This window comes from Isoptericola sp. NPDC019571 (genome assembly GCF_044389385.1).
Taxonomy (GTDB): Bacteria; Actinomycetota; Actinomycetes; order Actinomycetales; family Cellulomonadaceae; genus Isoptericola; species Isoptericola nanjingensis.
This window is the reverse complement of record NZ_JBIRXZ010000001.1, coordinates 325,415-350,951: the sequence shown is the minus strand read 5'-3', so window position 1 is coordinate 350,951 and position 25,537 is coordinate 325,415. Positions and strand designations below refer to the sequence as shown.

Annotated in this window: 21 protein-coding genes; 9 read left to right on the top strand and 12 right to left on the bottom strand. The window is 75.4% G+C overall.

Annotated features, from left to right (window positions below):
- The first annotated feature begins 34 nt into the window (after positions 1-34).
- On the top strand, positions 35-907 hold the full coding sequence (locus ACH443_RS01630) for a hypothetical protein (RefSeq protein ID WP_430556450.1): 873 nt from the start codon (positions 35-37) through the stop codon (positions 905-907).
- 51 nt (positions 908-958) lie between these two features.
- On the opposite strand, the gene ACH443_RS01625 is transcribed toward ACH443_RS01630, so the two are convergent.
- Positions 959-3,607, bottom strand: coding sequence for a M14 family zinc carboxypeptidase (locus ACH443_RS01625; protein ID WP_430589285.1), 2,649 nt, complete (start codon positions 3,605-3,607; stop codon positions 959-961).
- A 193-nt stretch (positions 3,608-3,800) separates the two neighbouring features.
- On the opposite strand from ACH443_RS01625, the gene ACH443_RS01620 reads away from it, so the two are divergent.
- Entirely contained in the window at positions 3,801-4,379 is a 579-nt protein-coding gene (locus tag ACH443_RS01620; protein ID WP_430589284.1) for a DinB family protein, read from the top strand.
- Between the two features lie 86 nt (positions 4,380-4,465).
- On the opposite strand, the gene ACH443_RS01615 is transcribed toward ACH443_RS01620, so the two are convergent.
- Complete coding sequence (locus ACH443_RS01615) at positions 4,466-6,754, bottom strand: sodium-translocating pyrophosphatase (RefSeq protein WP_430547048.1); 2,289 nt, start codon at positions 6,752-6,754, stop codon at positions 4,466-4,468.
- 212 nt (positions 6,755-6,966) lie between these two features.
- On the opposite strand from ACH443_RS01615, the gene ACH443_RS01610 reads away from it, so the two are divergent.
- From ACH443_RS01610 to ACH443_RS01600, 3 genes are read left to right on the top strand one after another with little or no spacing between them, the layout of a single operon-like run.
- Positions 6,967-7,560: a sigma-70 family RNA polymerase sigma factor gene (locus tag ACH443_RS01610; protein ID WP_430556448.1), complete on the top strand. Its 594-nt coding sequence runs from the start codon at positions 6,967-6,969 to the stop codon at positions 7,558-7,560.
- On the top strand, positions 7,557-8,972 hold the full coding sequence (locus ACH443_RS01605; RefSeq protein WP_430589283.1) for a hypothetical protein: 1,416 nt from the start codon (positions 7,557-7,559) through the stop codon (positions 8,970-8,972). Before ACH443_RS01610 ends, ACH443_RS01605 begins: the two co-directional genes overlap by 4 nt.
- A 28-nt stretch (positions 8,973-9,000) precedes the next feature.
- On the top strand, positions 9,001-10,308 hold the full coding sequence (locus ACH443_RS01600) for a M18 family aminopeptidase (RefSeq protein WP_430589282.1): 1,308 nt from the start codon (positions 9,001-9,003) through the stop codon (positions 10,306-10,308).
- A 16-nt stretch (positions 10,309-10,324) separates the two neighbouring features.
- Here ACH443_RS01600 and ACH443_RS01595 read toward each other — a convergent pair whose 3' ends face one another.
- Positions 10,325-11,116, bottom strand: a complete 792-nt coding sequence (locus ACH443_RS01595) for a transglycosylase family protein (RefSeq protein ID WP_429765936.1) — start codon at positions 11,114-11,116, stop codon at positions 10,325-10,327.
- Between the two features lie 154 nt (positions 11,117-11,270).
- Positions 11,271-11,528, bottom strand: a complete 258-nt coding sequence (locus tag ACH443_RS01590; RefSeq protein ID WP_430589281.1) for a hypothetical protein — start codon at positions 11,526-11,528, stop codon at positions 11,271-11,273.
- 323 nt (positions 11,529-11,851) lie between these two features.
- Between ACH443_RS01590 and ACH443_RS01585 the strand changes: the two genes are divergently transcribed.
- Both ACH443_RS01585 and ACH443_RS01580 read left to right on the top strand, forming a co-directional pair.
- Positions 11,852-14,446 (top strand): DEAD/DEAH box helicase, encoded by a 2,595-nt coding sequence (locus ACH443_RS01585; protein ID WP_430589280.1) that lies wholly within the window; start codon positions 11,852-11,854, stop codon positions 14,444-14,446.
- Positions 14,443-15,312: an HpcH/HpaI aldolase/citrate lyase family protein gene (locus tag ACH443_RS01580; protein WP_429765942.1), complete on the top strand. Its 870-nt coding sequence runs from the start codon at positions 14,443-14,445 to the stop codon at positions 15,310-15,312. The genes ACH443_RS01585 and ACH443_RS01580 overlap by 4 nt, the downstream gene beginning before the upstream one ends.
- A 30-nt stretch (positions 15,313-15,342) precedes the next feature.
- On the opposite strand, the gene ACH443_RS01575 is transcribed toward ACH443_RS01580, so the two are convergent.
- The 8 genes from ACH443_RS01575 to ACH443_RS01540 all read right to left on the bottom strand — a co-directional run bounded on the left by ACH443_RS01575 (position 15,343) and on the right by ACH443_RS01540 (position 22,011).
- The gene (locus ACH443_RS01575; protein ID WP_430589279.1) at positions 15,343-15,825 is read right to left on the bottom strand and encodes an Rv3654c family TadE-like protein; all 483 of its coding nucleotides are present in this window, start codon (positions 15,823-15,825) and stop codon (positions 15,343-15,345) included.
- Positions 15,822-16,139: a TadE family type IV pilus minor pilin gene (locus tag ACH443_RS01570; RefSeq protein ID WP_429765946.1), complete on the bottom strand. Its 318-nt coding sequence runs from the start codon at positions 16,137-16,139 to the stop codon at positions 15,822-15,824. Before ACH443_RS01570 ends, ACH443_RS01575 begins: the two co-directional genes overlap by 4 nt.
- A gap of 83 nt (positions 16,140-16,222) precedes the next feature.
- A complete protein-coding gene (locus ACH443_RS01565) occupies positions 16,223-16,489 on the bottom strand; it encodes a DUF4244 domain-containing protein (protein WP_429765948.1) in 267 nt (88 codons plus the stop codon).
- Positions 16,490-16,635: 146 nt separating this feature from the next.
- Positions 16,636-17,289: a type II secretion system F family protein gene (locus tag ACH443_RS01560; protein WP_430589278.1), complete on the bottom strand. Its 654-nt coding sequence runs from the start codon at positions 17,287-17,289 to the stop codon at positions 16,636-16,638.
- Positions 17,286-17,993: a type II secretion system F family protein gene (locus ACH443_RS01555; RefSeq protein WP_430589277.1), complete on the bottom strand. Its 708-nt coding sequence runs from the start codon at positions 17,991-17,993 to the stop codon at positions 17,286-17,288. Before ACH443_RS01555 ends, ACH443_RS01560 begins: the two co-directional genes overlap by 4 nt.
- The gene (locus ACH443_RS01550; protein WP_430589276.1) at positions 17,981-19,954 is read right to left on the bottom strand and encodes a TadA family conjugal transfer-associated ATPase; all 1,974 of its coding nucleotides are present in this window, start codon (positions 19,952-19,954) and stop codon (positions 17,981-17,983) included. Before ACH443_RS01550 ends, ACH443_RS01555 begins: the two co-directional genes overlap by 13 nt.
- A gap of 90 nt (positions 19,955-20,044) precedes the next feature.
- Positions 20,045-21,367: an MFS transporter gene (locus tag ACH443_RS01545; RefSeq protein WP_430589275.1), complete on the bottom strand. Its 1,323-nt coding sequence runs from the start codon at positions 21,365-21,367 to the stop codon at positions 20,045-20,047.
- Complete coding sequence (locus ACH443_RS01540) at positions 21,364-22,011, bottom strand: winged helix-turn-helix domain-containing protein (RefSeq protein WP_429765958.1); 648 nt, start codon at positions 22,009-22,011, stop codon at positions 21,364-21,366. The genes ACH443_RS01545 and ACH443_RS01540 overlap by 4 nt, the downstream gene beginning before the upstream one ends.
- 105 nt (positions 22,012-22,116) lie before the next feature.
- Here ACH443_RS01540 and ACH443_RS01535 point away from each other — a divergent pair, with 105 nt between their 5' ends.
- Both ACH443_RS01535 and acs read left to right on the top strand, forming a co-directional pair.
- A complete protein-coding gene (locus ACH443_RS01535) occupies positions 22,117-22,953 on the top strand; it encodes an HAD family hydrolase (protein ID WP_430589274.1) in 837 nt (278 codons plus the stop codon).
- Positions 22,954-23,477: 524 nt separating this feature from the next.
- Positions 23,478-25,493: an acetate--CoA ligase gene (gene acs, locus ACH443_RS01530; protein WP_430589273.1), complete on the top strand. Its 2,016-nt coding sequence runs from the start codon at positions 23,478-23,480 to the stop codon at positions 25,491-25,493.
- Positions 25,494-25,537 lie beyond the last annotated feature (44 nt).

The window sequence follows — 25,537 nt, the reverse complement described above, 5'->3', positions numbered from 1 at the left end:
GTGGCCCCGCCCGGGGCCGCGTAGCGTGCCGACCATGGCGGGTGTGCGGAGCTTCCTCAGCGGCGTCCTGGTCCTGCTCGCGGTGCTGGCGGCGGTGGTCACGGTGCCCGCCCGGTACGTCGAGGGCACGCTGCTGGACACCGAGGCGTACGTCGCGGCGACGGCGCCGCTCGCGGACGAGATCACCACGCAGGACGCCGTCGCCGAGGCGCTGACCGGCACCGTGGTCGGCCAGATCGACTCGGGGGTGCTCGCCGGCGCGCTGCGGCCCGTGATCGGCGAGGTGGCGGACCTCTTCGTCCGCTCCGACGCCTTCCCGCCCGCGTGGGAGGAGGCCACCCGGCAGGGGCACGCCGCGACCGTGGCGGTGCTGCGCGACGAGAGCGACGTCGTCGACGCCGCGGACGGCGTGGTGACGCTGCCCCTCGACCCGTTCCTGGAGTCGATCGGCCAGGCGCTGCGCGACCGTGGGCTGCCCGTCCCCGAGGGCTTCGCGTCGACCGGCGCCGACGTCGTCCTGTACGCGTCCGACGACCTCGCCACCGCCCAGTCGGCCGTCGCCGTCCTGGACCGGTGGACCCCCTGGGCGCTGCCGGCGACGGTGCTGCTCGCCGTGCTGGCGGCACTCGCCGCCCGGCCGGGCCGGCGCCTGCGCACGGTCGCCGCCACGGGGGCGCTGACCGCCGTCGCGATGCTGGTGCTCCTCGTGCTGCTGCCGGAGGCCGTGCAGGCGGGCTTCGCCGGGCTCGACGTCGGCGAGGCGGGACGCCAGGTGCTGGACGACACCGTCGACGCCCTGCTGGTGCCGCTGCGCACCCAGCTGTGGTGGGCGTTCGGGATCGCCGCGGCGGTGGGGGTCGGCGCGGGGGTCACAGCAGGCGTGCTGCGCCGCGGCCGCGCGGCCTGATCCTCGGCCCGGACCTGCCGCCCGGGCGTCGGCCCGGGCGGCAGGTGCGGGTCAGTCGCCGGAGGTCGCCCAGAAGAGGGCCTGGGCGGCCTGGCCCAGACCGCCCTTCGGGTGGGTGCGGAAGAACACCGACGTGCCGAAGACGACGGCCCGCGCGCCCGACTGCGCCTCGCCCGAGACCACGGCCGCCTGGCCCGCCGCCGCGTCGGGGCCCCCGGACCCCGTGTCCGACGGCGCCCAGTGGCCGGCGAGGAGCGGCCGGTCCGCGTCGTAGGACTGCTCGGCCGTGGTGCCCTCGCCGAGGTCGGTGAACCAGGTCGCCGGGTAGACGAACGCCTGGTCCTGCGGGTGCGCGGACAGGAACGACGAACCCGCGGTGTCGACGTCGACGATCCCGTTGCCCGACCGGTTGCCCGTGACCGCCGAGCCCTCCACGAGCCCGTACGTCTCGGCGACGGCGAACGCGGCCGCCGTGCGGCCCACGACCGAGCCGCCGTCGTCCACCCAGCCCTGCACGGCCGCCCGGCCCGCGCTCCCGGCCGGGAGCGTCAGCGACGACCCGACCCACAGGACGTCGGCGTCCTCGAGCCCCGTCGTCCCGGTGGCCGCGCCGGCCTCGATGCCGCCGGCCGACACCCGGACCAGGTCGTCGAAGCCGAGCTCGGTCAGGGACAGCAGGTCGTCCTGGGTGCCGGCGTACGCGACCGTGAGGTCGTCGAGCTCCGCCGCCTCGTCGAGCCGGCGCAGCTCCTGCCGGGTCGCAGCCTCGAAGGGCACGTCGTGCTCGCGCGCGACCTCGCGGACCGTCCGGCCGTCGGCGCGCCCGACGACGGCACGCCCGTCGTCCAGGAGCCAGACCGGGACGTCCTCCTCCAGCAGCGCGTTGAGCGCGCGGTAGTCCTCGACGCCCGCGACGTCGAACGCGACGTGGCGCGCCCCGTGCGGCACCCGCGCGTCCGACGGCTCACCGCGCAGCGGCACCACCTTCCCGACCGGCCGGTCCGTGGTCGACCCGACGCTGTCGACCGTCGCGCCCCACAGGGACGACAGGCTCCACGCCGAGATGTCGTACATCGACGGCACCTTCGCCGAGATGTCGGTGCCCAGGTCGAGCAGGGCGTTCGCCAGGCCGCGCAGCGGCTGGTGCAGGTCGACGACGAATGACCCGCGGGGGTACGTCGTGCCGCCGACGCGGGTGCTGCGCGTCAGCGTGCCCACCTCCACGCCGTGGAACAGGAGCTGGTCCACCAGCGTCTCGGCGTCGGCGGCGGAGCGCTGCCCGTCGCCGACGGGGATCACGTAGGCGCGCGGCAGGTCGACCGGGTCCTGGTCGTCGACCACGTCCCAGTGCTGCTTCCACTCGTCCGGTCCGGGCACGGCCGCCACGTCGTCGACCGTCAGCGCGTCCTTCGGCTCCCCGGCCGCGCCGCGGCGGAACGCCTCGATCTGGTCGGCCAGCATGGCGTCGTCGTGGCCGGCCACGTAGTCGATCATCGAGGTCATCGTCCGCTTCGCCACCGCCGTGTTGATGGCGGCGTCCTCGGGCGTGGTGGCCGGGCCGGTGCGGCCCTTCGGCAGCTCGACGGTGCTGGTCGTGGCGCCGTGGAAGGCCGCGTACTGGGCGGTGAAGATCGGCGGGTAGTCGTCCCACCCGGACGGCGTGTCGCGGTACGGGATCTTGATGAAGCCGGTGTTCTCGTCGACCGCCTCGTCCGTGGCCGGGTCGTAGTAGGTGTTCCCGGGGATCTCGGCCGCGACCACGTCGTCCTCCACCTGGCGCGCGATCGCGAACCCGTGGGGGATGAACAGGTCGTACTCGTAGTTCTCGCCGTGCGGCGGCCCGCACGGCTCCACCTGCAGCACGCCGGTGTACCCGTGGAAGTCGGCCGCGTAGAGCGGCTGGAGCGCCTGCGCCGTCGCGACGAAGGACCGCGACTCCGGAGTCGCCCCGGTGATCATGTCGCGGTTGGCGTCGAGGCTCAGGCTCGTCGCCCTGGTGCCGAGGGTGCGCCCGTCGGGGTTGAGGGTCAGCGAGAAGTACAGCCGGTGGTCCTCGAGCAGGGCTGCGGTGGCCGCGTCGTCCGACGTCGCCAGGTCGTCGATGACCTGCATCGCGGCGTCGGTGCCCTCCCACTCGTTGCCGTGGATGTTGGCGCTGATCCACAGCGGCGTCTTGTAGCCCTCGGCGAGGCGGCGGTCGGCCGCGGCCCGCTCCGGGGACGTGCGGATCTCCTCCCGCCAGCGGGTCTGCTGCGCCGTCTCGCGACGGGACTCCGGCGCCGTCACGGTCACCAGGTACAGGTCGCGACCCGCCGTGGAGCGACCCACCACCTGGGTCGAGACCCGGTCGCTCGAGGCCATGAGGGCCGCCAGCCGCGGGGCGATCTCGGCGTGACTGATCGTGCCGTTGAGGTCGGTCGCGTCGTCGTCCTCCGGCGGGTACACGGTCAGGTCGGGCTGGGACGGGTAGGCGCGGGGCATGTCGATCGCGCCGCTCGTCGTCCCGCCGCCGTGGCCGGGCCCCGAGCGCTGTGCCGTGCGCGCGAGCTCGGCGAACGACGCCGCCCCGACCGCGGCCGCGTCCCGCTCGGGGCCGCGGCCCGGGCGGTCGGGGCGGTCGTCGGCGGCGGCGGTGCCGACGAGCGTCGTCGCCAGGAGGGTGAGGGTGCCGAGCACCGCGACGGTGCGTGGGAGCTTCATGGGTCTCCTTCTCGTCGTCGTCGGCGTGGACTCCGTCGTCCCGCCCGGGAGCCGACGCCGAGCGCCGGTCCCGGACCAGCATGTCGTGACCCGGGGGCGTCGGCACGGCCGGAAACACGATGTTCACCGGGGACGCCAGGCGACGGGGACTATCCGCTTGCGTGCGTCTCCCCCGAAGAGGTCGGATGTCGCCATGACTGATCCCGCCCCCACGCCCGAGGCACGCCGGTTCCCCGACCTGTGGGTGGACCCCGAGGACGACCCTCGCCAGCAGTGGGCCGACCCCGTCGGCGAGCTGCAGACCCATTGGTCCTACCTGCGGTCCTACCGCGCCACGATCGAGATGAAGTGCGAGGGGCTCGACGCCGAGCAGCTCGCCCGCCGCTCCGTGCCGCCGTCGGCCCTGTCCCTGCTGGGGCTGGTGCGGCACCTGGCGAAGGTGGAGCACTCCTGGTCGCGCCGAGTCCTGCAGGGCGCGATGGACCTGCCGAAGCTCTACGTCGCCGACGGCGGCCCGGACTGGGACTTCGACGGCGCCGTCGCGGACCCGGACGTCGTCGCGGAGGCGTGGGCTGCCTGGCGGTGCGAGACGGCGGCCGCCGACGAGTGGCTCGCGACCCTGACCGACGCGGACATGGGGCGGGTCGTCCCGTTCGACGGCACCACCTCGACGGTGCGCGACATCCTCGAGCACCTCGTCGAGGAGTACGCCCGCCACGCCGGGCACGCCGACCTGCTGCGGGAGTGCATCGACGGCCGCACCGGCCAGTAGCCCCCCGCGAGACGGAGAAGCTCGGGCGCGGCCGCACGTGGATGCGGCCTCGCCCGAGCTTCTCCGTCTCGTCGTCCGGGCGCGGTCTACCGCGCGGGGACGCTCGCCGCCTCGTCCGCCTGCTCGCGGTCCACGCGGGCCGCGCGGAGGCGGGACATGATGACCGCGCCGAAGGCGATGCCCGCCGCGACCACGGCGATGACGATGCGCACCGCCTGGTTCGCGTCGGCCGGCACGCTCAGCATCACCACGGCGGGCGCGATGAGCACCGACACCAGGTTCATCACCTTGATGAGCGGGTTGATCGCGGGGCCGGCGGTGTCCTTGAACGGGTCGCCGACGGTGTCGCCGATGACGGTGGCGGCGTGCGCCTCGGAGCCCTTGCCGCCGTAGGCGCCGTCCTCGACGATCTTCTTCGCGTTGTCCCAGGCGCCGCCCGAGTTGGCGAGGAAGACGGCCATGAGGACCCCGGCGCCGATCGCGCCCCCGAGGAACCCGGCGAGCGGCCCCACACCGAGGCCGAAGCCGACGGCGATCGGGGCGAACGCGGCCAGCAGGCCGGGGGTGGCGAGCTCGCGCAGCGAGTCGCGGGTGCAGATGTCCACGACACGGCCGTACTCGGGCCGCTCCTCGTACGTCATGATCCCGGGGTGCTCGCGGAACTGGCGGCGCACCTCGAAGACGATCGCGCCCGCCGCGCGGGTCACGGCGTCGATGGCGAGGCCGGAGAAGAGGAACACGGTGGCGGCTCCGAGGATCACGCCCACGAGCGTCACCGGCGAGACGATCTCGAAGCTGAGCATCGCCGGGACCAGGCCCGCACCCCGCTCCGCGACCTCGCCCAGCGCCGTCGACACGGCGTCGGCGTACGAGCCGAAGAGCGCGGTCGCGGCGAGCACCGCCGTCGCGATCGCGATGCCCTTGGTGATGGCCTTGGTCGTGTTGCCCACCGCGTCGAGGTCGGTGAGGATCTGCGCGGCCTCGTCGTCGACGTCGCCGGACATCTCGGCGATGCCCTGCGCGTTGTCGCTCACCGGCCCGAAGGTGTCCATCGCGACGATGACGCCGACGGTCGTCAGCAGGCCGCAGCCCGCGAGCGCCACGAGGAAGAGGGACAGCCAGAGCGAGCCGCCGGCGAGCAGGAAGACGCCGCAGATCGCGGCGGCGATGACGCCCGCGGTGTAGACGGCGGACTCGAAGCCCACCCCGATGCCGGACAGCACCACGGTGGCCGCGCCGGTGCGCGACGTCGCCGCGACGTGCAGCGTCGGCTTCGACGTCGTGCCGGTGAAGTAGCCGGTGATCCACAGGATGATCCCGGCGAGCACGACGCCGATGATGACGGCCAGCGACGCGACCACGCGCGGGTCGGCGGTGACCTCGCCGAGCTCGGCGGTGCCGGACAGGTCGGCGAACGACGACGGCAGGTAGACGAATGCGGCGACCGCGGCCAGCAGGGCCCCGACGACGGCCGACAGGTAGAAGCCGCGGTTGATGGCCTTGAGGCCGTTCTCGCTGCCCCGCACGCGGGTGACGAGCACGCCCAGCAGCGCGACGAACGCGCCGACGGCGGTGACGATCAGCGGGAAGACGAGGCCCTGCTCCCCCATGACGGCCTTGCCGAGGATGAGCGCGGCGACCAGGGTGACGGCGTACGACTCGAAGAGGTCGGCGGCCATGCCGGCGCAGTCGCCGACGTTGTCGCCCACGTTGTCCGCGATGGTGGCGGCGTTGCGCGGGTCGTCCTCAGGGATGCCCTGCTCGACCTTGCCGACCAGGTCGGCGCCGACGTCGGCCGCCTTGGTGAAGATGCCGCCGCCGACCCGCATGAACATGGCCAGCAGCGCGGCGCCGAAGCCGAAGCCCTCGAGCACGGCCGGCGCCTCCGTGCGGTACACGAGCACGACGAGCGCCGCCCCCAGCAGCCCGAGCCCGACCACGGACATGCCCACGACGCCACCGGTGCGGAACGCGATCCGCGCACCCTCCGCGCGCCCGTCGGGACGGGTCGAGGCTGCCGCCACCCGCACGTTGGCGCGCACGGCGAGCCACATGCCCAGGTACCCGATGGCCGCGGAGAACGCGGCCCCGAACAGGAACGCGATCGACCGGCCCACCCGGACCCCGCCGTCGCCCGGCAGCAGGAAGAGCAGGGCGAACACCACGACGGCGAAGATCGCGAGCGTGCGGAACTGGCGGTTGAGGTAGGCGGAGGCCCCCTCCTGGACGCCCCGCCCGATCTCCTGCATGCCTGGCGTGCCCTCGGGGGCGGCGAGCACCTGCCGCCGCAGGGTGCCCGCACACACGAGCGCGGCCAGCGCGATGACGGCGATGACCGCGACGATCGTGATGCTGCTGGAACCGAACGTGAGCATCCGTCCTCCTTGACGTGCTTCCTCGACCCGGCGGGACGGCGGTGACCGCCCGTCGGTAAGGTCCCGCCGTCGCCGTTGACGGCGGGATGCCGGGGAGTCTACCCACATGTGACGGCCGTCACGAACCACCGTGGAATCCTGACCCCAACGATTCCCGTCCCCCGGCCGTCCCAGCGGGTGAGGACGGCACGGGAGGGACTGGTGGTCGCACGATGAGTCGCTGGGAGGACGAGCTCGCCGAGCTCGCACGGGCGCGAGGCCGTGCCCTGGTCGGGTACGCCTACGTGCTCTGCGGGGACCAGCGGCTCGCGGAGGACCTGGTGCAGGACGCGCTGGTCAAGGTGTTCGCGCGGCTGCGCCGGGGCTCCGGAGAGGCGCGGGGCGGGGCGGGCGTGCACCCGCTCGACGGGGGCGGGACGAGCGAGGCGTACGTGCGGCGCGCGATCCTGACCCTCTTCCTCGACGAGCACCGGCGCACGAAGCGGTGGGCGGCGGCGCGGCCGCTCGTGGCCAGCGACGACCGGGTGCGCGGCGCCGCCTCGGGCGCGACGGCGCGGGCGGACGTCGCCGCCGCGCTGGGGCGCCTGGCCCCGCGTGAGCGGGCGTGCGTGGTCCTGCGCTACTTCGAGGACCTCACCGTGCCGCAGGTGGCCGACGCCCTCGGCCTCGCGCAGGGCACCGTCAAGCGCTACCTCGCCGACGCGACGGCGACGCTGCGCGACGTGCTGCGGGTGGCCGACGACGGAACCGGGCACGCCACCTCGAGCACCACGACCACCACGGCAGGACGGAGGGCCGGACGATGAGCACGCACCACGCGCGGGACGGCTGGGCGGACGCCCGCACGGACGAGACGCTGCGCCGCGAGCTGGACGCCCTCGCCGGCCTGGGGGCGTCGGCGTCGGCCCTCGACGACGTGATGGGATCGGTGCGGCACCGCGTACGCCGCCGGCGCACCGCCAAGCAGGCCGGCATCGGCGCCACCGCGCTCACCGTCGCCACCGGGCTGGTGCTGGGCGGCGCCGCGCTGCTGCCCGACGCGCCGCAGCCCCTGCCCGGCCCCGCGACCAGCCCGTCGCCGTCGCCCTCGCCGTCCGGCGACGACACACGGGCGGACGGCGCGCGCGCCGCCGACCTGATCCGGCCGGGGTACCAGCCGGGCTGGCTCGAGGGCACCGGGCTGACGTGCGGCATGGCGGCCGACGACGTGCCGACCACCCGGGCGGAGGGCTACAAGATCCTCGTCGCCGGGGACGACCCGCACCTGGGCGGTCCCGCTACCGACGAGCCGGCGACCCTCCGCCTGCCGACCTGGACCGTGGTCGACGAGACCCCGCCCGAGGACGGCGTCCTCGTCGGCCCGTCCCTGCTGTGGGCGCAGGACGGGCAGGTGGTCGACCTCGGGATCGACATGACCGAGGACCTGGTCGACATCCGGCCCGGGAGGCTCGACCGGACGGCCGAGGACTCCACCCTCACGACGTGCGCGCCGGACGGCGAGGCCGAGGGCACGACCGCGTACGCCACGTCGTTGCCCGACGGCGAGTACCAGGTCACGCCCTACGACGTCGTGTGGTCGGACGACTTCCGGGAGTCCGTGGTCGTCGCCGGCCCCTGGCTCGACGTCCGCGTGAATGCCGACGGCGCGACGCTCGTCGCTCCGGGGGCCGCCTCCGAGGCCGAGCCCTCGTCCGGGGACGGCACCTGCTCGGCGGCGGGTCTCACCCTTCCGGAGCCGGACGTCGCGGAGCTCCCCGGACCGGTGCGGGACACGGTGCTGACGCTCTTCGAGGCGGCCGTGAACTGCGACGACCAGGGGCTCACCGCACTCGCCGAGGCCGTCGACCGGCACGAGCTGAACTGGGGCGGGCAGCCGCCGGCCGAGCTCCTGGGGCTGCCCGGGGCCGAGGACGACGAGGACGTCTACGCGATCCTCGGCCGGCTGCTGTCCGGCACGACGCCCTGCGAGATGGGAGCGGACAGCAGCGAGGACGTCGACCGCGCGTACGCCTGGCCGCGCATGGACGGGGGCTTGTGCCAGGCCACCGCCCAGGACTGGCGGGACGCCGTGGACGCCGGCGCGCTCACCGAACGCGAGGCGCAGGAGTGGAACGACGGCCCGCGACCGGACTACGAAGGCTGGCGGCTGGTCGTCCGTGGCGACGGCGGCTGGATGCAGTTCGTCGACGGGTACCTGGGGCCGCCGCGCGGCGACTGACGACCGGCCGCGTGGGAGGATGACGGTCATGCCCGACGTCGTCCCCGCAGCCGCCCGCGCCCACACTGAGGACCTGGGGGCGTTCGTCTCCGCCTCGCCGTCGTCGTACCACGCCGCCCGGGAGGTGGCCCGCCGCGCGGAGGACGCAGGCTTCGTGCGCCTGGACGAGACGGCCGCGTGGGACGTCGTGCCGGGCGGACGCTACGTCGTCGTCCGCGACGGCTCCGCGATCGCGGTCGCGGTGCCGCCGACGGCGGGCGCGACGACGCCGTTCAGCATCCTCGGCACGCACACCGACTCCACCGGGTTCAAGCTCAAGCCGAGGCCGACCACCGGCCGCGACGGCTGGGTGCAGGCCGGGGTCGAGGTGTACGGCGGGCCGTTGCTCAACTCGTGGCTGGACCGCGAGGTCGAGCTCGCCGGACGGTTGGTGACGTCGGACGGCTCGGGGGGCACGGTGGAGCACCTGGTGCGCACCGGCCCGATCGCGCGCATCCCGCAGCTCGCGATCCACCTGGACCGGTCGGCGAACGAGGGGCTGACGCTCGACAAGCAGCGGCACACGCAGCCCGTGGTCGGGCTCGGCGACGTGTCGCAGTCCGATGTGCTGGCGGAGCTCGCCGCGGCGGCCGGCGACGGGGTCGACGCCGCGGACGTCCTCGGCTACGACGTCGTCCTGGCCGAGACGCAGCCGCCGCGCGCCTTCGGCATCGGCGAGGCGCTGTGGGCGTCGCCGCGCCTGGACAACCAGCTCTCGACGCACGCCGCGATCGCGGCGCTGCTCGCCGTCGCGCCCGAGGACCTCGCGGGGATCGGCGTCGTCGCGGCGTTCGACCACGAGGAGATCGGGTCCGGGTCGCGCTCGGGCGCCGCCGGCCCGTTCCTGGAGGACGTGCTGCGGCGGGTGTCGGCCGGTCTGGGCGCGTCGGAGGACGAGCGGGCCCGCGCCTTCGCCGCGTCGCTGTGCGTGTCGTCCGACGTCGGGCACGCGGTGCACCCGAACTACCCCGAGCGGCACGACCCGGCCAACCACCCGCACGCGGGCGCCGGCCCGATCCTCAAGATCAACGCCAACCAGCGCTACGCGACGGACGCGCACGGGGCCGCCCGCTGGCAGGCCGCGTGCGCCGCGGCCGGGGTGCCCAGCCAGGAGTTCGTCTCGAACAACACGGTGCCCTGCGGCTCCACGACCGGGCCGATCACCGCGACGCGCCTCGGCATCCGCGTCGTCGACGTCGGCGCCGCCATCCTGTCGATGCACTCCGCGCGCGAGCTCACCGCCGTCGTCGACCCCTGGTACCTGTCCCGGGCGATGCAGGCGGTCCTGGCCGGCTGACCACCACCTGTCGTGGTCAGCGGAGGCCGAGCTTGCGGGTGCAGTGCGGCCACTGGCCCCAGCCCGCACGGTCCTGCAGGATCTGCGCGCGCTTGGTCTGCTCGGACTTGCCGTGGCGGTGCGGCAGGCCCTTGCCGCCGACGGCGTGCCAGGTGCGGCCGGTGAACTGGTACATGCCGTAGAACCCGTTGCCCGTGTTGGTGCGCGGGTTGCCACCGGACTCGCAGCGCGCGAGCTGGCCCCACACGTTCCGCTTCGAGATGCGGCTGGTGGAGATCCAGCCCGTCCTGCCGCCAGGCACGCGCACCTTGACGCGGTTGCTGTCCCGGCCGGTGGTGCGGGCCAGGACGGTGACCTTGGTGCCGAGGCGCGCCTTCGTGACCTTCTTCGAGCCCGAGCCGATGTCCTTGGTCAGCGTGACCTTCCCCTTGGTGTAGCGGGTGCCGGACACGTCCTTGAGCTTGGTCGCCGTGACCGCCTTCTTCGACACCCAGCCGACCTTGCCCGCGGGCGTGCGCACCTTGAGGCGGTGCGTGCCGCGGTCGAGGACGCGCAGCCGCGTGCCGTCGTCGGGCCGGGCGACGGTCCGGGACCGGCTGGACGAGGTCTTCGTCAGGGGTGCCTTGTTCCACTTCACCCAGCGGACGCCGCTGCTGCCGGCGGCGGTGCGCACGGACTGCGTGACGGCGGACGCGGGGGCCGCGGAGGCAGGGCTCGCGGAGGCCGCGGCCGGCACCACCAGGGCGGAGGTGACGAGCGCGCCGGCGACCGCGGCCACGACGGAACGACGGGCGATGGAAAGAGGCATGCGTACCAGGGAACGATGTCACGATCGGATAACAAAACCGGTGCGGGGATGGTCACACCCTCTTCACCGGATGCCGACGCCATTCCGTGCCGAACCGCGATATCCCGCCGGTTCCGCGCGCTTCAGGCCAGGCCCGACATGCCCGATCTGAGCCTCAGGCGCGGCGTCGACGGCGCACGAGCAGCGCCGCCCCCGCGCCGAGGAGCGCCGCCGCGGGGACGACCCGACCCGCCACCGCCGCGCCCGTGCGCGGCAGCTGCTCGACGGCGGTAGCCGCGCCGGCGGCCGGCGTCCCTGTCTCGTCGCCCGGGACACGGGCAGGGGTGTCGGTCGTCTCCTCCCCCGAGGGCGTCGCCGGGGACGAGGTCTCGGGGGCGGGCTCCTCGGCGTCGGGCGTGGCCGGCGTCGCCACCGGGTGCACCGGGGTGACCTGGGTGACCTGGTAGGGCGGCTCGTCGTCCGCCCGCGACGGCCGGGCCGGCCGAGATCAGGAGGAGAGCAGCGGCGGTCGCCGCCACGGTGGCATGGCGCATCGAGGCGTCCTTCGTCGGCGTCGGGAGCGCGGCCCGGCTCCGGGGGACGGAGGTGCCGGCAGCGCGGGAGATCCTCGATCGATGGTGCGGAGAAATACTGCTTTCGGGTGATTTCACCCTGATGTCAGGACACAGATTCCCCACGGCGGAGCCTTCGTACGCACGAGACGCACGGCCTCCGCGCGGTGCAAGACTGTCGGCCGTGCCCGCCGTCCCTGCCCTCGAGCCCGAGCAGCACCCGCTGCTCGACGTGCTCACCGCGCACGGCGCGCGGGCGGACCGGCTCACGCACGTGCGCACCTTCCCGGCGCGCGCCGGCGTGACGACGGACTGGCCGGCCTGGGCGGACCCGGGCGTGGTCGACGGCTACCGCGCGCTCGGCGTCGACCGACCCTGGGCGCACCAGGTCGAGGCCGCCGACGCCGCCCGGTCCGGGCGGCACGTCGCGCTCGCGACGTCGACGGGTTCGGGCAAGTCCCTCGCGTTCTGGCTGCCCGCGCTCACTGCGGTGCGCGGTGCCGAGCCCGCCACCGTGCTCTACCTCTCCCCCACCAAGGCGCTGGCGGCCGACCAGCTCGCCGGCCTGGAGCGGCTGGTCGCGGGGATGCCCGGTGCCCGCCCCCGCGTCGCGACCTGCGACGGCGACACCCCCACCGAGGAGCGCCGCTGGGTGACCGAGCACGCCGACGTGGTGCTCACGAACCCCGACTTCCTGCACTTCTCGCTGCTGCCCGGCCACCGGCGCTGGGCGCGGCTGCTGCGCGGGCTGCGGTACGTCGTCGTCGACGAGGGGCACGCCTACCGCGGCGTCTTCGGGGCGCACGTGTCGCTGGTGCTGCGGCGGCTCACCCGGCTGGCCGCCCACTACCGTCCCCTGTCAGACGCTCAGCTCGCCGGGGTGCTCCGTCCGTCTGACACGCCGCCCGACGCTCCGGACCTGTCAGACGCCCAGCTCACCGGGGTGCGCTCACGGTCTGGCACGTCGCCGGTGTTCGTGGTGGCCAGCGCGACGACGGCGGAGCCCGCGGCGAGCACGGCGCGGCTGGTGGGGGTGGCGCCCGAGGAGGTCGTCGCGGTCACGGCGGACGCGTCGCCCGCCGGACGACGCACCTTTGCGCTGTGGCAGCCGCCGGAGGTGGCGGGGTTCGACCGGTCGCGGGCCACCGGGGAGACGCCGACGCACGACGACGACCCCTGGGCGCTGCCCGACCCGCTCGACGCGACGCACACCGAGCACGAGGCCGAGGCCGTGCTCACGACCCGCGGTGCCGCGGAGCACCCGCGCCGGTCGGCCACCGCCGAGGCGGCCGACCTGCTCGCCGACCTCACGGCGCACGGCGCGCGCACGCTCGCGTTCACCCGGTCGCGGCGGGGTGCGGAGTCGGTGGCGCAGCAGGCGCGCGACCACCTGCGGCCGGTGGCCGCGGGGCTGGAGTCCCGGGTGGCGAGCTACCGGGGCGGGTACCTGCCGGAGGAGCGGCGCGAGCTCGAACAGGCCCTGCGCACCGGCGAGCTGCGCGGGCTGGCCACGACCAACGCGCTCGAGCTGGGCGTCGACATCTCCGGTCTGGACGCCGTGCTCGTCGCCGGGTGGCCGGGGACGCGCGTGTCCCTCTGGCAGCAAGCCGGGCGGGCCGGCCGCGCGGGCGCCGAGGGCCTGGTCGCGTTCGTCGCGCGCGAGGACCCGCTCGACACGTACCTCGTGACCCACCCCGAGGCGGTGTTCGACGCCGCGCTCGAGGCCACCGTCTTCGACCCGGCCAACCCGCACGTGCTCGCGCCCCAGCTCTGCGCCGCCGCGCAGGAGGTGCCGCTGCGCGCCGAGGACCTCGCCGCGTTCGGCGACCCGCGGGCGGTGCGCGAGGTGCTCGACGTGCTCGTCGCGCGCGGCGCGCTGCGGCGCCGGCCGTCGGGCTGGTACTGGACGCACGCGCAGCCTGCGTCGTCGATGGCCGACCTGCGCGGTTCCGGAGGACGGCCCGTACGGGTCGTCGAGGCGACGACGGGCCGGATGCTCGGCACGGTGGACGCCGGCTCGGCGGACGGGCAGGTGCACGACGGCGCGGTGTACGTGCACCAGGGCGCGACGTTCGTCGTGGACCACCTGGACCTCGCCGAGCACGTGGCCCTCGTGGTGCGCAAGGACGTGGAGCACGGCACCTGGTCGCACGAGGTCATGGAGATCGCGATCGACGAGGAGGGGCACCGGCCGGTGGAGGGCCGCGACTGGGGCCCGGTGCGGTGGGGCCTCGGCCCGGTGGAGGTGACGAGCCAGGTGGTGAGCTTCCAGCGCCGCCGCCTGCCGGACATGCAGGTGCTCGGCACGGAGGCGCTCGACCTGCCGTCGCGCACGCTCGCGACGACCGCCGTCTGGTGGTCGGTGCCGGACTTCGTGCTGCGGGCGGCGGGCGTCTCCCCCGACGAGACGCCGGGCGCCCTGCACGCGGCCGAGCACGCGTCGATCGGCCTGCTGCCGCTGCTGGCGACGTGCGACCGGTGGGACCTGGGCGGCGTCTCCACCGAGGTGCACCCCGACACCGGGGAGGCCACCGTCTTCGTGTACGACGCGTACCCGGGCGGCGCCGGCTTCGCCGAGCGCGGGTATGAGCTGGGCGCCCGCTGGCTGCGCGCCACGCGGGACGCGATCGCCGCGTGCGCCTGCGCGGAGGGCTGCCCGGGGTGCGTCCAGTCGCCCAAGTGCGGCAGCGACAACGCGCCCCTCGACAAGTCCGCGGCCCTGCGCTTGTTGGATGCCGTGCTGAGCCACGCGCCGGCGGAACCTACCATCGTGAGGTGACTACCGAGATCGACCTCGCCGAACGCCGCCGTTCCCGCGAGGACACGCGCGTCGACCCAGCCAACTCCCGCTCGTGGCTGCTGCTGTCGGCCCTGCGCGACGACATGTTCGACGCCGCCCAGCTCTCCCGCGCCGACCAGGTGATCCTCGACTGCGAGGACGCGGTCGACGACAGCCGCAAGGACGAGGCACGCCAGAAGGTGCTCGACTGGTTCTCTGCGGGCGGTCGCGCCTGGGTGCGCATCAACGAGCGCGGCTCGCAGGCCTGGGCCGACGACGTCCGCGCGCTGTGGGACTCGAAGGGCCTGCGCGGCGTCATGCTCGCCAAGACCGAGTCGCCCGACCAGGTGATCGACACGGCCCAGCGGCTCGGCGGCAGCGTGCCGGTGATCCCGCTGGTCGAGTCCGCGCTCGGCATCGAGGACGCCGTGAGCATCGCTCGCGCGCCCGGGGCCTTCCGCCTGGCGTTCGGCTCCGGCGACTACCGTCGCGACACCGGCACCGCCAACGAGTCGCTCGCGATGGCGTACCCGCGCTCGCGCCTCGTCACCGCCAGCCGGATCGGCGGGCTGCCCGGGCCGATCGACGGCCCCACCGTCGGCACCAGCCACTCGCTGCTGCGCGAGCAGTCGGCGGACGGCGTGGCCCTCGGCCTCACCGGCAAGCTCTGCCTGGACCTGGAGACGCCGGCCGTCATCAACGAGTCGTTCAGTCCGTCCAGCGCGGACGTCGCGTGGGCGATCGACTTCTTGGCCGACTTCGAGGCGTCGGGCTCCGTGATCCGCGACGGCTCGGACAAGCCCCGCCTGGCACGCGCCCGCAAGATCAGCGAGCGCGCCGCGCTGTTCAACGTCAACCCCTCCTGATCCCCCGCCGCCGTCCGGCCCGGGCGCGCCTCACGGCGACGGTCCGGGTCGGGATGGCGGCTCGGCCCCGGGCTGCCGCGCGGGCCCAGGAGCAGGACCGGGCCGTGGCCCCGCGCGGGCGTGCGCGGCGGCGTCGCCGAGCGAGCCCACCCACGGCACCACCTCCGGGCCGAGCGCGGCGCGCGTCGCCCGGACGCCGACGGTGCCGCCGTCCTCCGGGACGCACGCCACCACCCGCCCGCCGTTGCGGCGCACGGCCTCGGTCGCCGTCGCGCACGGGTCGGCGCCCTGCCGCCATGCGGTCGCGGCGGCGAGCGCGCCCAGGTCCGCCGCGGCCTGGGCCGCCCCTCGTGCCCGCTGCGCGGCGCCCAGCGCGCCGACGGCCAGCGCGAGCAGCACGACCACCGCCGCGAGCGCGAGCACGACGACGGTCCCCGCGCCCCGCTCCCGGCTCACGGAGCTCTCGCGCAGGTCCGGCCGGGACTCGTGCACCCCGCCGCACGCGGCGCTCACGGCTCCACCCACGCCGTCGCGTCCCCGGACGCCCGCACGGGCGCGTCCGCGAACCACCCGCCCACCACCGGCCGGGTCACCGAGACCCGCACCCACGTGCCGTCCCGGGTGACGGTCAGCTCCGCGTCGTCGCCGCCGACCTGCGCGACAGCCCGGCGCGCCGCCGCGTCGTCCTCCCCGATGGCGTAGGCGCGCGCCCCGGCCCGGGCCGCGTCCAGGGCGCGCATCTGCGCCGTGGACGCGGCCGCGAGGCTGAGCACCGCGACCAGCAGGAGGACCACCACCGGCAGCCCGACGGCAAGCTCGGCCGTCACCGCGCCACGCTCTCCGTCGGCCCCCCGTGACCGTTCCCCGGGGGCCCGCGTCGTGCGGGTGCCCCTGCTGCGGTGCGGGCGCATCAGACGGACAGCGCCGAGCTGATGATGTTCTCCAGCAGGCCTCGGACGGTGTCGCTCTTGAGCACCGCGATGAGCAGGCCGGCGAACCCGACCGCCGCCACGGTGGCGACGGCGTACTCCGCGGTGGCCAGCCCGGCCTCCGGGTCCAGGGGCGCGGGCTCCGACCCCGCTCCCGTGTCCGGGCCAGCGATCACGCCACCGTCCGGTGCCGTCCCTGGCTCCCGCTCGCGCTCGGCCGCCACGCGGCCGTCGTCCTCGTTCGTCATGGCTCCTCCGTGTTCCTTCGGTCGTTCCTTGCGGTGTCCTTCTCGCGACCTGCGCCGGACGGTCCGGGCGGGTCGTGCCGCGTCCGCCCGGCCGGGCGGGCGCGGCGGACCCGGGCGGCGCCCGGGTCGTCGTGGGCCGGGCACGGTCACCCGGACAGCAGGTCGACGCCCAGCGCGAGCAGCACGGGCACGAGGCCGATCAGCACGAACGCGGGCAGGTAGCAGGCGCCGAGCGGCAGCACGAGCCGCACGGCGAGGCTGGCCGCGGCCGTGCGCGCGGCGGACCGACGGGCACGCAGCAGCTCCTCCCCCGCTGCCCGTAACGCGCCTGTCGGAGACGCTCCGTCGGTCCAGGCCCCGCGCAGCGCCCGGTGTGCCGGGCCGAGCCGGCCGGGGGCGTCGCGCCACGCGCCGTCCCAGTCCGCGCCGAGCCGCAGCGCGTCCGCCGCCGCTCGCAGGGCCACGCCGTCGGCCGAGCTCGAGCCGGACACCCCGGAGGCCCCCGGCGACGTCGCGCCGGCGAGCGCCGCGCCCGTCGCCTCGAGGGCCCGCGGGACGCCGGCTCCCGCGCGGAGCGCCGCTCCGAGGAGCTCCAGCACGACGGGCACGTCCACGGGATCCGCCGCGGGCCCGTCGGCGCGGGTGGGTGCACGACCGTCCAGGGCCAGGCGCGCCACCCGCCGGTCGGCGGCACCGCGCGCCAGCCACCACGGCCCTGCGCCGAGCAGCACGGTCACCACGACCGTCCACGCGGCCCCCGCGACGGTGACCGCGCCGGCACCGGCGGCGAGCGAGCTCATGCCGCCTCCTCCCCCGCCGCCCGCGCGGCCGCGACCAGCCGGCGGGTCCACGCCCACCCGGCGGCGAGCAGCAGGAGCCCCAGGCACACCGCGACGGAGCCGACGCCGCCGTCGAGCGCCGTCGCCAGCGGGTCGGCGCCGAGCACCCAGCCGAGCGCGGCGCCCAGGAGGGGCAGCCACATCAGGACGCGCGCGGTGGCTCGCGGCCCGGCCAACGACGCTTCCCGCTCCCCGCGGGCCTCCGCCTCGGCCACGAGCGCCCCGGACACGGCGTCGAGCACGGACGCGAGCGGAGCCCCGGTGTCCCGGGACAGCACCGCGGCGGCCACGACCGACCGAGCGTGGCCGGCCCCGCCGACCATCGGTGCCAGAGCCGCCGGGTCGGGCACCCCGGTGGCGTCGACGGGCACCGCGAGCGCGCGCGACCAGGCCGCTGCCGGCGGCGCCCCGGCCCGCAGCAGCGCCACCACCTGCGCGACGGCGACCCGCACCGCGTCCGCCCCCGTCGACGCGTCCCGCCCCCGGCGCCGCAGCGCCCTCGACCAGGTGCGGCGCGCGACCGTGGGGCGAGCGAGGACGTCCGCGCGGCGCCCGCCACGGGCCAGCACCAGCCACGCGGCGAGCGCCACCCAGAGCCCGACGGCCGCCGGCCCCGCCGCGATCCCCGCGCCGGCCCCCGCCCCGAGCCCCGTCACGACGCCCACCGCCGCACGAGCTCCTCCCACGCGCCGTCGGGTCGCGGGTCCGTGCCCGGCGCCCACACGGCGGCACGACGGACCGACAGCCGGCCGTCGTCGTCCCGCCCGACGAGGCCGATCTCGGCCAGGTGCCGACGACCGCCGCCCCGCCGCAGGTGGAGCACCACGTCGAGCGCGGCCGACGCCTGCGCGGCGACGGCGTCTCGCGGCATCCCGGCGAGCGCCGCGAGCGCCTCCAGGCGCGCGGGCACATGCTCGACGGCGTTGGCGTGCACGGTGGCCATGCCGCCGTCGTGCCCGGTGTTCATGGCGAGGAGGAGCTCGCGGACCTCGGCGCCCCGGCACTCGCCGACGACGATCCGGTCCGGCCGCATCCGCAGGGCGCCGCGCACCAGCTCGGTGAGCGTGACCTCCCCGACGCCCTCGACGTTGGGGCGCCGGGCCGCGAGGGACACCACGTGCCGGTGCCTGGGGGCGAGCTCGCGGGCCTCCTCGACCACGAGCACCCGCTCGGCGGGCGGCACCAGGGACAGCAGCGCGGCGAGCAGCGTGGTCTTCCCGGTGCCGGTGCCGCCCGTGACGAGCAGGTTGGCCCGGCCCGCGACGAGCGCGCGCAGCACGGCCTCCCACTGCGGCGGCAGCCCGCCCCCGGCGACCAGGGACTCCAGGGAGTGCGCCGCCTGCCGCAGCACCCGCAGGGCGATCACCGCGCCGGCCGGTGCGACGGGTTCCACGACGGCATGGAGCCGGGTCCCGTCGGGCATGCGCGCGTCCACCGTCGGGGCCGCGTCGTCGAGCCGCTGCCCGGCGACGGCCGCCATCCGCACGGCGAGCGCCCGCACGGCGTCGGGGGTGCCGAGGTCGAGGTCCACCCGCCGGAGCCCGTCGCCGCGATCCACCCAGACGTCGCGCGGGCCGTTGACGAGCACGTCGGTGACGTCGGGCGCGTCCAGCAGCTCCTGCAGCGGCCCGGCGCCGGTGAGCTCGGCCCGCGCCGCGCGCGCGAGGTCGCTCAGCGCCGCCGACCCGAACACCCGCCCGGTGGCCCGCAGGGCGTCGCGGACCGCGGCGTCGTCGAGCGCCGTCCCGGACGTGCCGACCCGGGCCCGCACGTCGTCGAGCAGGTCGCGGTCGACGAGCGCACGGGCGGTCACGACGCACCCGCCAGCGCCGCCACCAGCGAGGCCGCGGCACGACCGAGCGGTGTACGCCGACCGACGGGCGGCCCGTCGCCACGGTCGACGGCGGCGGGGGAGGCGGGCGTCCGCGCGCACGGTCGCGGCCACCGGGAGCCCGACGGCGTCGCCCAGGGCGGCCGCGTCGACGCGGCCGGGCGCAGGCCGCCGCGCGACGAGCCACGGGTCCCGCACGCCGAGCTCGACGAGCTCGCCCCAGGTCGCCAGCGCCCCGGCCACACCGGGAGCGGTGCAGGGGGCCACGAGCGCCACCACGTCCGCGGAGGCCACCAGCATCCGCGCGGCCGCGGTCCAGGCCGCGGGTCGTGGCAGGTCGAGCACCACGGTCTCGCCGCTACGCAGCATGCCGGTGCAGACGTCCACGACCACCGCGTCGTCGGGGCGGGCGGGGCTCAGGCGGGCACCGGAGAGCACGGGCACCGAGCGCCAGCGGGGTAGCGCCGCGACCAGGCCGACGCCGTCGACCTCCCCTCGGGCGGCCGCGAGCTCGGGCCAGCGGGCCCCGGGCTCGTCCTCGATGCCGAGCAGCACGTCGACGCCGGGGCCCGGCAGGTCGAGGTCCACGAGGACCGCGCCCTCCCCCGCCCGCCGGAGCCCTTGGGCCAGGGCCGCCGCCAGGGCGCTCACCCCGGCGCCGCCGCACGCGCCGACGACGGCGACCGTGCGGCGTGCTGGCCCCGGTGGCCAGGCCGCAGGCCCGGCTGGGGGCCAGGCGGTCGTCGGCCTGGTGTCCGTCGGCCGGGGCAGCGTGCGGATGGGTGCGTCGTCCATGCGCCCAGGCTGGTCCGCAGCGCTCACCCGTCGGGGCGGTGGGCGAGGATCTGTGGACGACGCTCGCCTGGGGGCGGCCTCCGTGCGGCGTCAGGCCGCGGCGGCGTCCTGCGGAACGTCGTCCACCTCGTCGACAGGTCGCCGCCCCCGCTCCCGCTCCGCGCGCAGCGCCGGCAGGAAGCACAGGACGCCGAGGACGCTGAACGCCCCGCCGAGCACCATCGCGAGCGACGTCGACGCCGTCTGCGCCACCCAGCCGAGTGCGGGCGACGCGACGGCGTAGGACGCGAAGCCCACCATCGATGCCAGGGACAGCACGGTGGACCGGTTGTCCCGCCGTGCCTCGCGGTGCAGCAGCGCGTTGTAGCTCGGCCCCGAGCTGCCGTGCAGCCCGTACGTGACGAGGTAGGCGACCACGAGCATCCCGGGCCCGCCGGCCAGCCCCATCCACACCGCGCCGAGCCCGTTGAGGACCCGCGACGCCATCGCCGTGCGGGCCACCCCGAACCGGCGGCTGGTGAGTCCGCACAGCGCGGCGCCGAGGGCGAAGGTCCCCCAGCCGACCGAGGCGACGGGGCCCATGACGGCCGCCGCCTGCGCCTCGCCCCCGAGCAGCTCCGCCATCCGGACGGGTTGCAGGGACTCGAACACCACCATGGCGGTCGCCGTGAAGAGCTCCACCAGCAGCAGGCCGCGCAGCACGCGGCTGTCCCGGGCGAGCCGCAGACCGGAGGCGACGACCGCGGGCATCTGTCGCGCGGATGCGACGGTGGACCGGACCGCCGCGCGCCACCGCCGTCGTCCGACGGGCACGACCGTGGCGGCGTCGGCCGGGCGACGCGGAGCCTCCCGGACGAGCACGGTGACCATCACCAGGTGCACCACGGCGAGGGCGCAGTACGTGGTGTACGGGAGCGCGAGCGCCGACCACGCGGCGAACGGGTGCCACCAGATCAGCCCGCCCGACACGAGCGCGCCGAGGGCGATCGACACCCCGAGCACGGTGCCCTGGTGCGCGAGCGTGCGGTCGACGTCGGCGCCCGGGTGCTTCGCGTGCACGGCGTCGACGAACCACGCCTCGAGCGGGCCGGAGTCCAGCGCCCGGAACATGCCCATGAGCGCCGACGCGACGAGGAAGGCCCAGAAGGACTGCGCCAGCAGGAACGTGGTGGCCGCCAGCACCTGCACCACGGCGGAGGCGACGAGCATGGGACGCCGCCCGACGGCGTCGGCGGTGCCGCCGGTCGGGAGCTCGAGCGCGAACACGACGAGGCCCATCACCGAGGCGAGGCTGAGGGTCTGGGCCACGGTGAGGCCGCGCTCGATCGGCAGCAGCGTGGTGACCGTGACGACCAGGCCGACCGGGAACCACCGGGTGGCCGTGAGCAGGAGGAAGACGCGCTGCGGGCTCATGACTCGTCGTCCTCGCTCTCGGGCCCGTCGTCGACGGCGGCGGTCCTGGCGTCGGCGTCGGGCACGTCGTCGGCGTCGAGCGGGAAGAGGAACCGCCACAGGTGCAGGCGCCGCGCGCGCGGGTCGCCGGTGCCGACGCGCAGGTACTTGTTGACGACGGCCTCGAGCTCGTCCGCCATCGCGGCCGCCTGCTCGGGCGTGACGTCCACCCAGGTGTCGGTCATGCCGGCGACGTCGGTCCACTCCTTCGGCCAGCTCTCCTGCACGTCGAGCCAGTGGGCGTAGTTCGTGTCGAACTGCCGGTGGTAGTCGCGCACCAACCAACCGAGCGCGGTCTGGGCGTCCTCGTCGCCGCCGAAGTCGGAGTCGCGCCAGCCGTGGCTCTGCGTGGCCGCCGCCCAGAGCCGCTCCTTGCCGCGCCCCTCCTCGGTGTCCGTCACGAGGCCGACGGACGCCAGCTTGCGGAGGTGGTAGCTGGTGGCGCCGGTGTTGGTGGACAGCTCGGCCGCGAGCGCCGTCGCCGACGCCGGGCCGCCACGACGCAGCGCGCCGAGCAGCCGGGAGCGCAGCGGGTGGGCAAGGACCTTGGCGGCCTCGGCGGTCAGCTCGAGGTGGGTGTACGGGCGCTCCGGCGTCGGCTCCATGCGTGCACAATAACCATGCACAACTCTTGTGCACAATATCTCTGCACAAGAGTTGTGCATGAGACCCCGGACACCGCGGCGATCCTCCCGGCTAGGCTCTGGCCCGTGACCGACCGACCAGGACCGCGCGAGACGTCACCACCCGCGACGACGACGTCGCGGTCGCGCGTCGCAGCGTTCTTCGACCTCGACAAGACGATCATCGCGACCAGCTCGTCGGCCGCGTTCTCCAAGCCGTTCTACGCCGGGGGCCTCATCACGCGCGGCGACGTGCTGCGCAGCGCGTACGCGCACCTCCTCTTCTACGCGGGCAACGCCGACGCCGACCAGACGGAGCGGATGCGCAAGCACCTGTCCGAGCTCGCCACCGGCTGGGAGGTGAGCAAGGTGCAGCAGATCGTCGCCGAGACGGTGCACGAGCTCATCGACCCGTACGTCTACGCCGAGGCCGTGGAGCTCATCGCCGAGCACCACGAGCTCGGTCACGACGTCGTCATCGTCTCTGCCTCCGGCACCGAGCTCGTCGAGCCGATCGCCACCGTGCTGGGCGCGGACCACGTCGTCGCCACCCGCATGGCGGTCGAGGACGGCAGGTACACCGGCGAGATCGAGTTCTACGCGTACGGGGAGCAGAAGGCCGAGGCCGTGCGCGAGCTCGCCGCCCGGCGCGGCTACGACCTCGAGCGCAGCTACGCCTACTCCGACTCCGTGACGGACGCGCCGATGCTGGGCGCCGTCGGGCACGGCTTCGCCGTCAACCCGGACAAGACGCTGCGCCGCGTGGCCGCCGAGAACGGCTGGGGCGTGCTCACGTTCTCCCGTCCCGTGGCCCTCCGCTCCGCGATCCGCCCGCCCGCCGTGGCTCTCGCCACGGGCGGCGTCGTCGTCGCCGTCGTGGCCGCCTGGTTGCTCCGCCGCTGGTGGCGGCGTCGGCACGCCTGAGCGCTTGCACGCCCGCCCGGGCGGGCGTTCCATGGAGGGAGACAGCCGGACGCCGGGACCCACGCTAAGGAAGTCCCCGGTTGAGGACCCACTCGGTGGGAACGACCCCACCCAGTGATCGGACCAAGCGCCTGCTACCCGCGTCCGGGCTGGCGAGAACGGCGCTCGGTGTCCTGCAACCCGGGCGCCGTCCTCGTGCCCGGGCCAGGTGCCTCAGCCCGCGGGCTGCCGCTCAGGCGCACCCGCCCACTCGTCGGCGAGGACGGCGTCCGTGTACCCGTCCACCCAGCCCAGCTCGTCGTGCCACGCCTGCACCCGGTCGACGTCGCGGTGCGACGTACGAGGGGTCCGGGGACCACTTTTGCAAGGAGTGCGGCCAAACCGTGGGACAGCGTGACCACGGTCACGCGCGAGGTCTAGACTCCCGACGGCGGGGCCCCGCGGGGCGCCGCCGTCCCCGGGGTCGCGACGCGCCGTCGTCCCGACGGGGAACGCACCAGCGACGATGCGCACCGGAGGTAAGCGTGCCAGAGAACGAGACCACCGCCCCCAGCCTCGAGAACCTGCTGCACGAGACGCGAGCGTTCCCGCCCAGCCCCGCCTTCGCGGCGCAGGCGAACGCCCAGCCGTCCCTGTACGAGGAGGCCAAGGCCGACCGGCTCGGGTTCTGGGCCGACCAGGCTCGGGAGCTGGTCAGCTGGTCCACGCCGTTCACCCAGACCCTCGACTGGTCCGAGGCGCCCGTGGCGAGGTGGTTCGCGGACGGGCAGCTCAACGCCGCCTACAACGCGGTGGACCGGCACGTCGAGGCCGGGCGCGGCGACCGGGTCGCCATCCACTTCGAGGGCGAGCCGGGCGACACCCGCACCGTCACCTACGCGGACCTGCAGCGCGAGGTGTCCCGGGCCGCGAACGCGCTCACGTCGCTGGGCGTCACGAAGGGCGACCGTGTCGTCATCTACCTGCCGATGCTCGTCGAGTCGGTCGTCGCGATGCTGGCGTGCGCCCGCATCGGCGCCCCGCACTCGGTGGTGTTCGGCGGTTTCTCCGCCGACGCGCTGCGCAGCCGCATCGCCGACGCCGAGGCCAAGCTGGTCATCACGGCCGACGGCGGCTACCGCCGGGGCGCGCCGTCCGCCCTCAAGCCGGCCGTCGACGAGGCGATCGGCCCCAAGGACGGGGAGCCGGCGACGACTGTCGAGCACGTGCTGGTCGTCCGTCGCACCGAGCAGGACGTCGACTGGACCGAGGGCCGCGACGTCTGGTGGCACGACGCCCTGGAGCGCGCGGACACCTTCCACGAGCCGGTCCCTGTCGACGCCGAGCACCCGCTGTTCATCCTGTACACCTCGGGCACGACGGGGAAGCCGAAGGGCATCCTGCACACCACGGGCGGCTACCTCACGCAGGCGGCGTACACCCACAAGAACGTCTTCGACCTCAAGGCCGAGAGCGACGTCTACTGGTGCACCGCCGACATCGGCTGGGTCACCGGGCACACGTACGTCGTCTACGGGCCGCTGACCAACGGCGCCACCCAGGTGCTGTACGAGGGCACCCCGGACACCCCGCACCGCGGCCGCTGGTGGGAGCTCGTCGAGAAGTACAAGGTGTCGATCCTCTACACCGCGCCGACCGCGATCCGCACCTGCATGAAGTGGGGCGAGGACATCCCCGCCGGCTTCGACCTGTCGAGCCTGCGCGTGCTCGGCTCGGTGGGCGAGCCCATCAACCCCGAGGCGTGGATGTGGTACCGCCGCGTCATCGGCGGCGACACCGCGCCGATCGTCGACACCTGGTGGCAGACGGAGACGGGCGCCATCATGATCAGCCCGCTGCCCGGTGTCACCGCCACCAAGCCCGGCTCGGCGCAGGTCGCGCTGCCCGGCATCGTGGCCGACGTCGTCGACGACGAGGCCCGCTCCGTGCCCGACGGCGGCGGCGGGTACCTCGTGCTCTCCGAGCCGTGGCCGTCCATGCTGCGCGGCATCTGGGGCGACCTGCAGCGCTTCAAGGACACGTACTGGTCGCGGTTCGAGGGCCTCTACTTCGCCGGCGACGGCGCGAAGAAGGACGAGGACGGCGACATCTGGCTGCTCGGCCGCGTGGACGACGTCATGAATGTCTCCGGCCACCGCCTGTCGACCACGGAGATCGAGTCCGCACTCGTCTCGCACGACGTCGTGGCCGAGGCCGCCGTCGTCGGCGCCAACGACGAGACCACCGGCCAGGCGGTCGTCGCGTTCGTCATCCTGCGCGGCGAGCACGCGGACCGCGCCTCGACGCCGGAGGGCGCGGAGGAGGTCCAGCAGGAGCTGCGCAACCACGTCGCCAAGGAGATCGGCCCGATCGCCAAGCCGCGCCGCATCCTCGTCGTGCCGGAGCTGCCCAAGACCCGGTCCGGCAAGATCATGCGCCGCCTGCTGCGCGACGTCGCCGAGAACCGCACCGTGGGCGACGCGACCACGCTCGCCGACTCCTCGGTGATGGACCTCATCTCCGCGGGTCTCGCGAAGCCGTCGGCGGCGAACGAGGACTGACAGCGGTACGACGGGCCGGGCCTGTCGGGGTCCTCACGACCCCG

Excerpts from the sequence above, each read along its gene's own strand:
- ACH443_RS01630 (WP_430556450.1), top strand. The coding sequence starts at position 35 with ATGGCGGGTGTGCGGAGCTTCCTCAGCGGCGTCCTGGTCCTGCTCGCG.
- ACH443_RS01625 (WP_430589285.1), bottom strand. The coding sequence starts at position 3,607 with ATGAAGCTCCCACGCACCGTCGCGGTGCTCGGCACCCTCACCCTCCTG.
- ACH443_RS01620 (WP_430589284.1), top strand. The coding sequence starts at position 3,801 with ATGACTGATCCCGCCCCCACGCCCGAGGCACGCCGGTTCCCCGACCTG.
- ACH443_RS01615 (WP_430547048.1), bottom strand. The coding sequence starts at position 6,754 with ATGCTCACGTTCGGTTCCAGCAGCATCACGATCGTCGCGGTCATCGCC.
- ACH443_RS01610 (WP_430556448.1), top strand. The coding sequence starts at position 6,967 with ATGAGTCGCTGGGAGGACGAGCTCGCCGAGCTCGCACGGGCGCGAGGC.
- ACH443_RS01605 (WP_430589283.1), top strand. The coding sequence starts at position 7,557 with ATGAGCACGCACCACGCGCGGGACGGCTGGGCGGACGCCCGCACGGAC.
- ACH443_RS01600 (WP_430589282.1), top strand. The coding sequence starts at position 9,001 with ATGCCCGACGTCGTCCCCGCAGCCGCCCGCGCCCACACTGAGGACCTG.
- ACH443_RS01595 (WP_429765936.1), bottom strand. The coding sequence starts at position 11,116 with ATGCCTCTTTCCATCGCCCGTCGTTCCGTCGTGGCCGCGGTCGCCGGC.
- ACH443_RS01565 (WP_429765948.1), bottom strand. The coding sequence starts at position 16,489 with ATGACGAACGAGGACGACGGCCGCGTGGCGGCCGAGCGCGAGCGGGAG.
- ACH443_RS01560 (WP_430589278.1), bottom strand. The coding sequence starts at position 17,289 with ATGAGCTCGCTCGCCGCCGGTGCCGGCGCGGTCACCGTCGCGGGGGCC.
- ACH443_RS01550 (WP_430589276.1), bottom strand. The coding sequence starts at position 19,954 with ATGGACGACGCACCCATCCGCACGCTGCCCCGGCCGACGGACACCAGG.
- ACH443_RS01545 (WP_430589275.1), bottom strand. The coding sequence starts at position 21,367 with ATGAGCCCGCAGCGCGTCTTCCTCCTGCTCACGGCCACCCGGTGGTTC.
- ACH443_RS01540 (WP_429765958.1), bottom strand. The coding sequence starts at position 22,011 with ATGGAGCCGACGCCGGAGCGCCCGTACACCCACCTCGAGCTGACCGCC.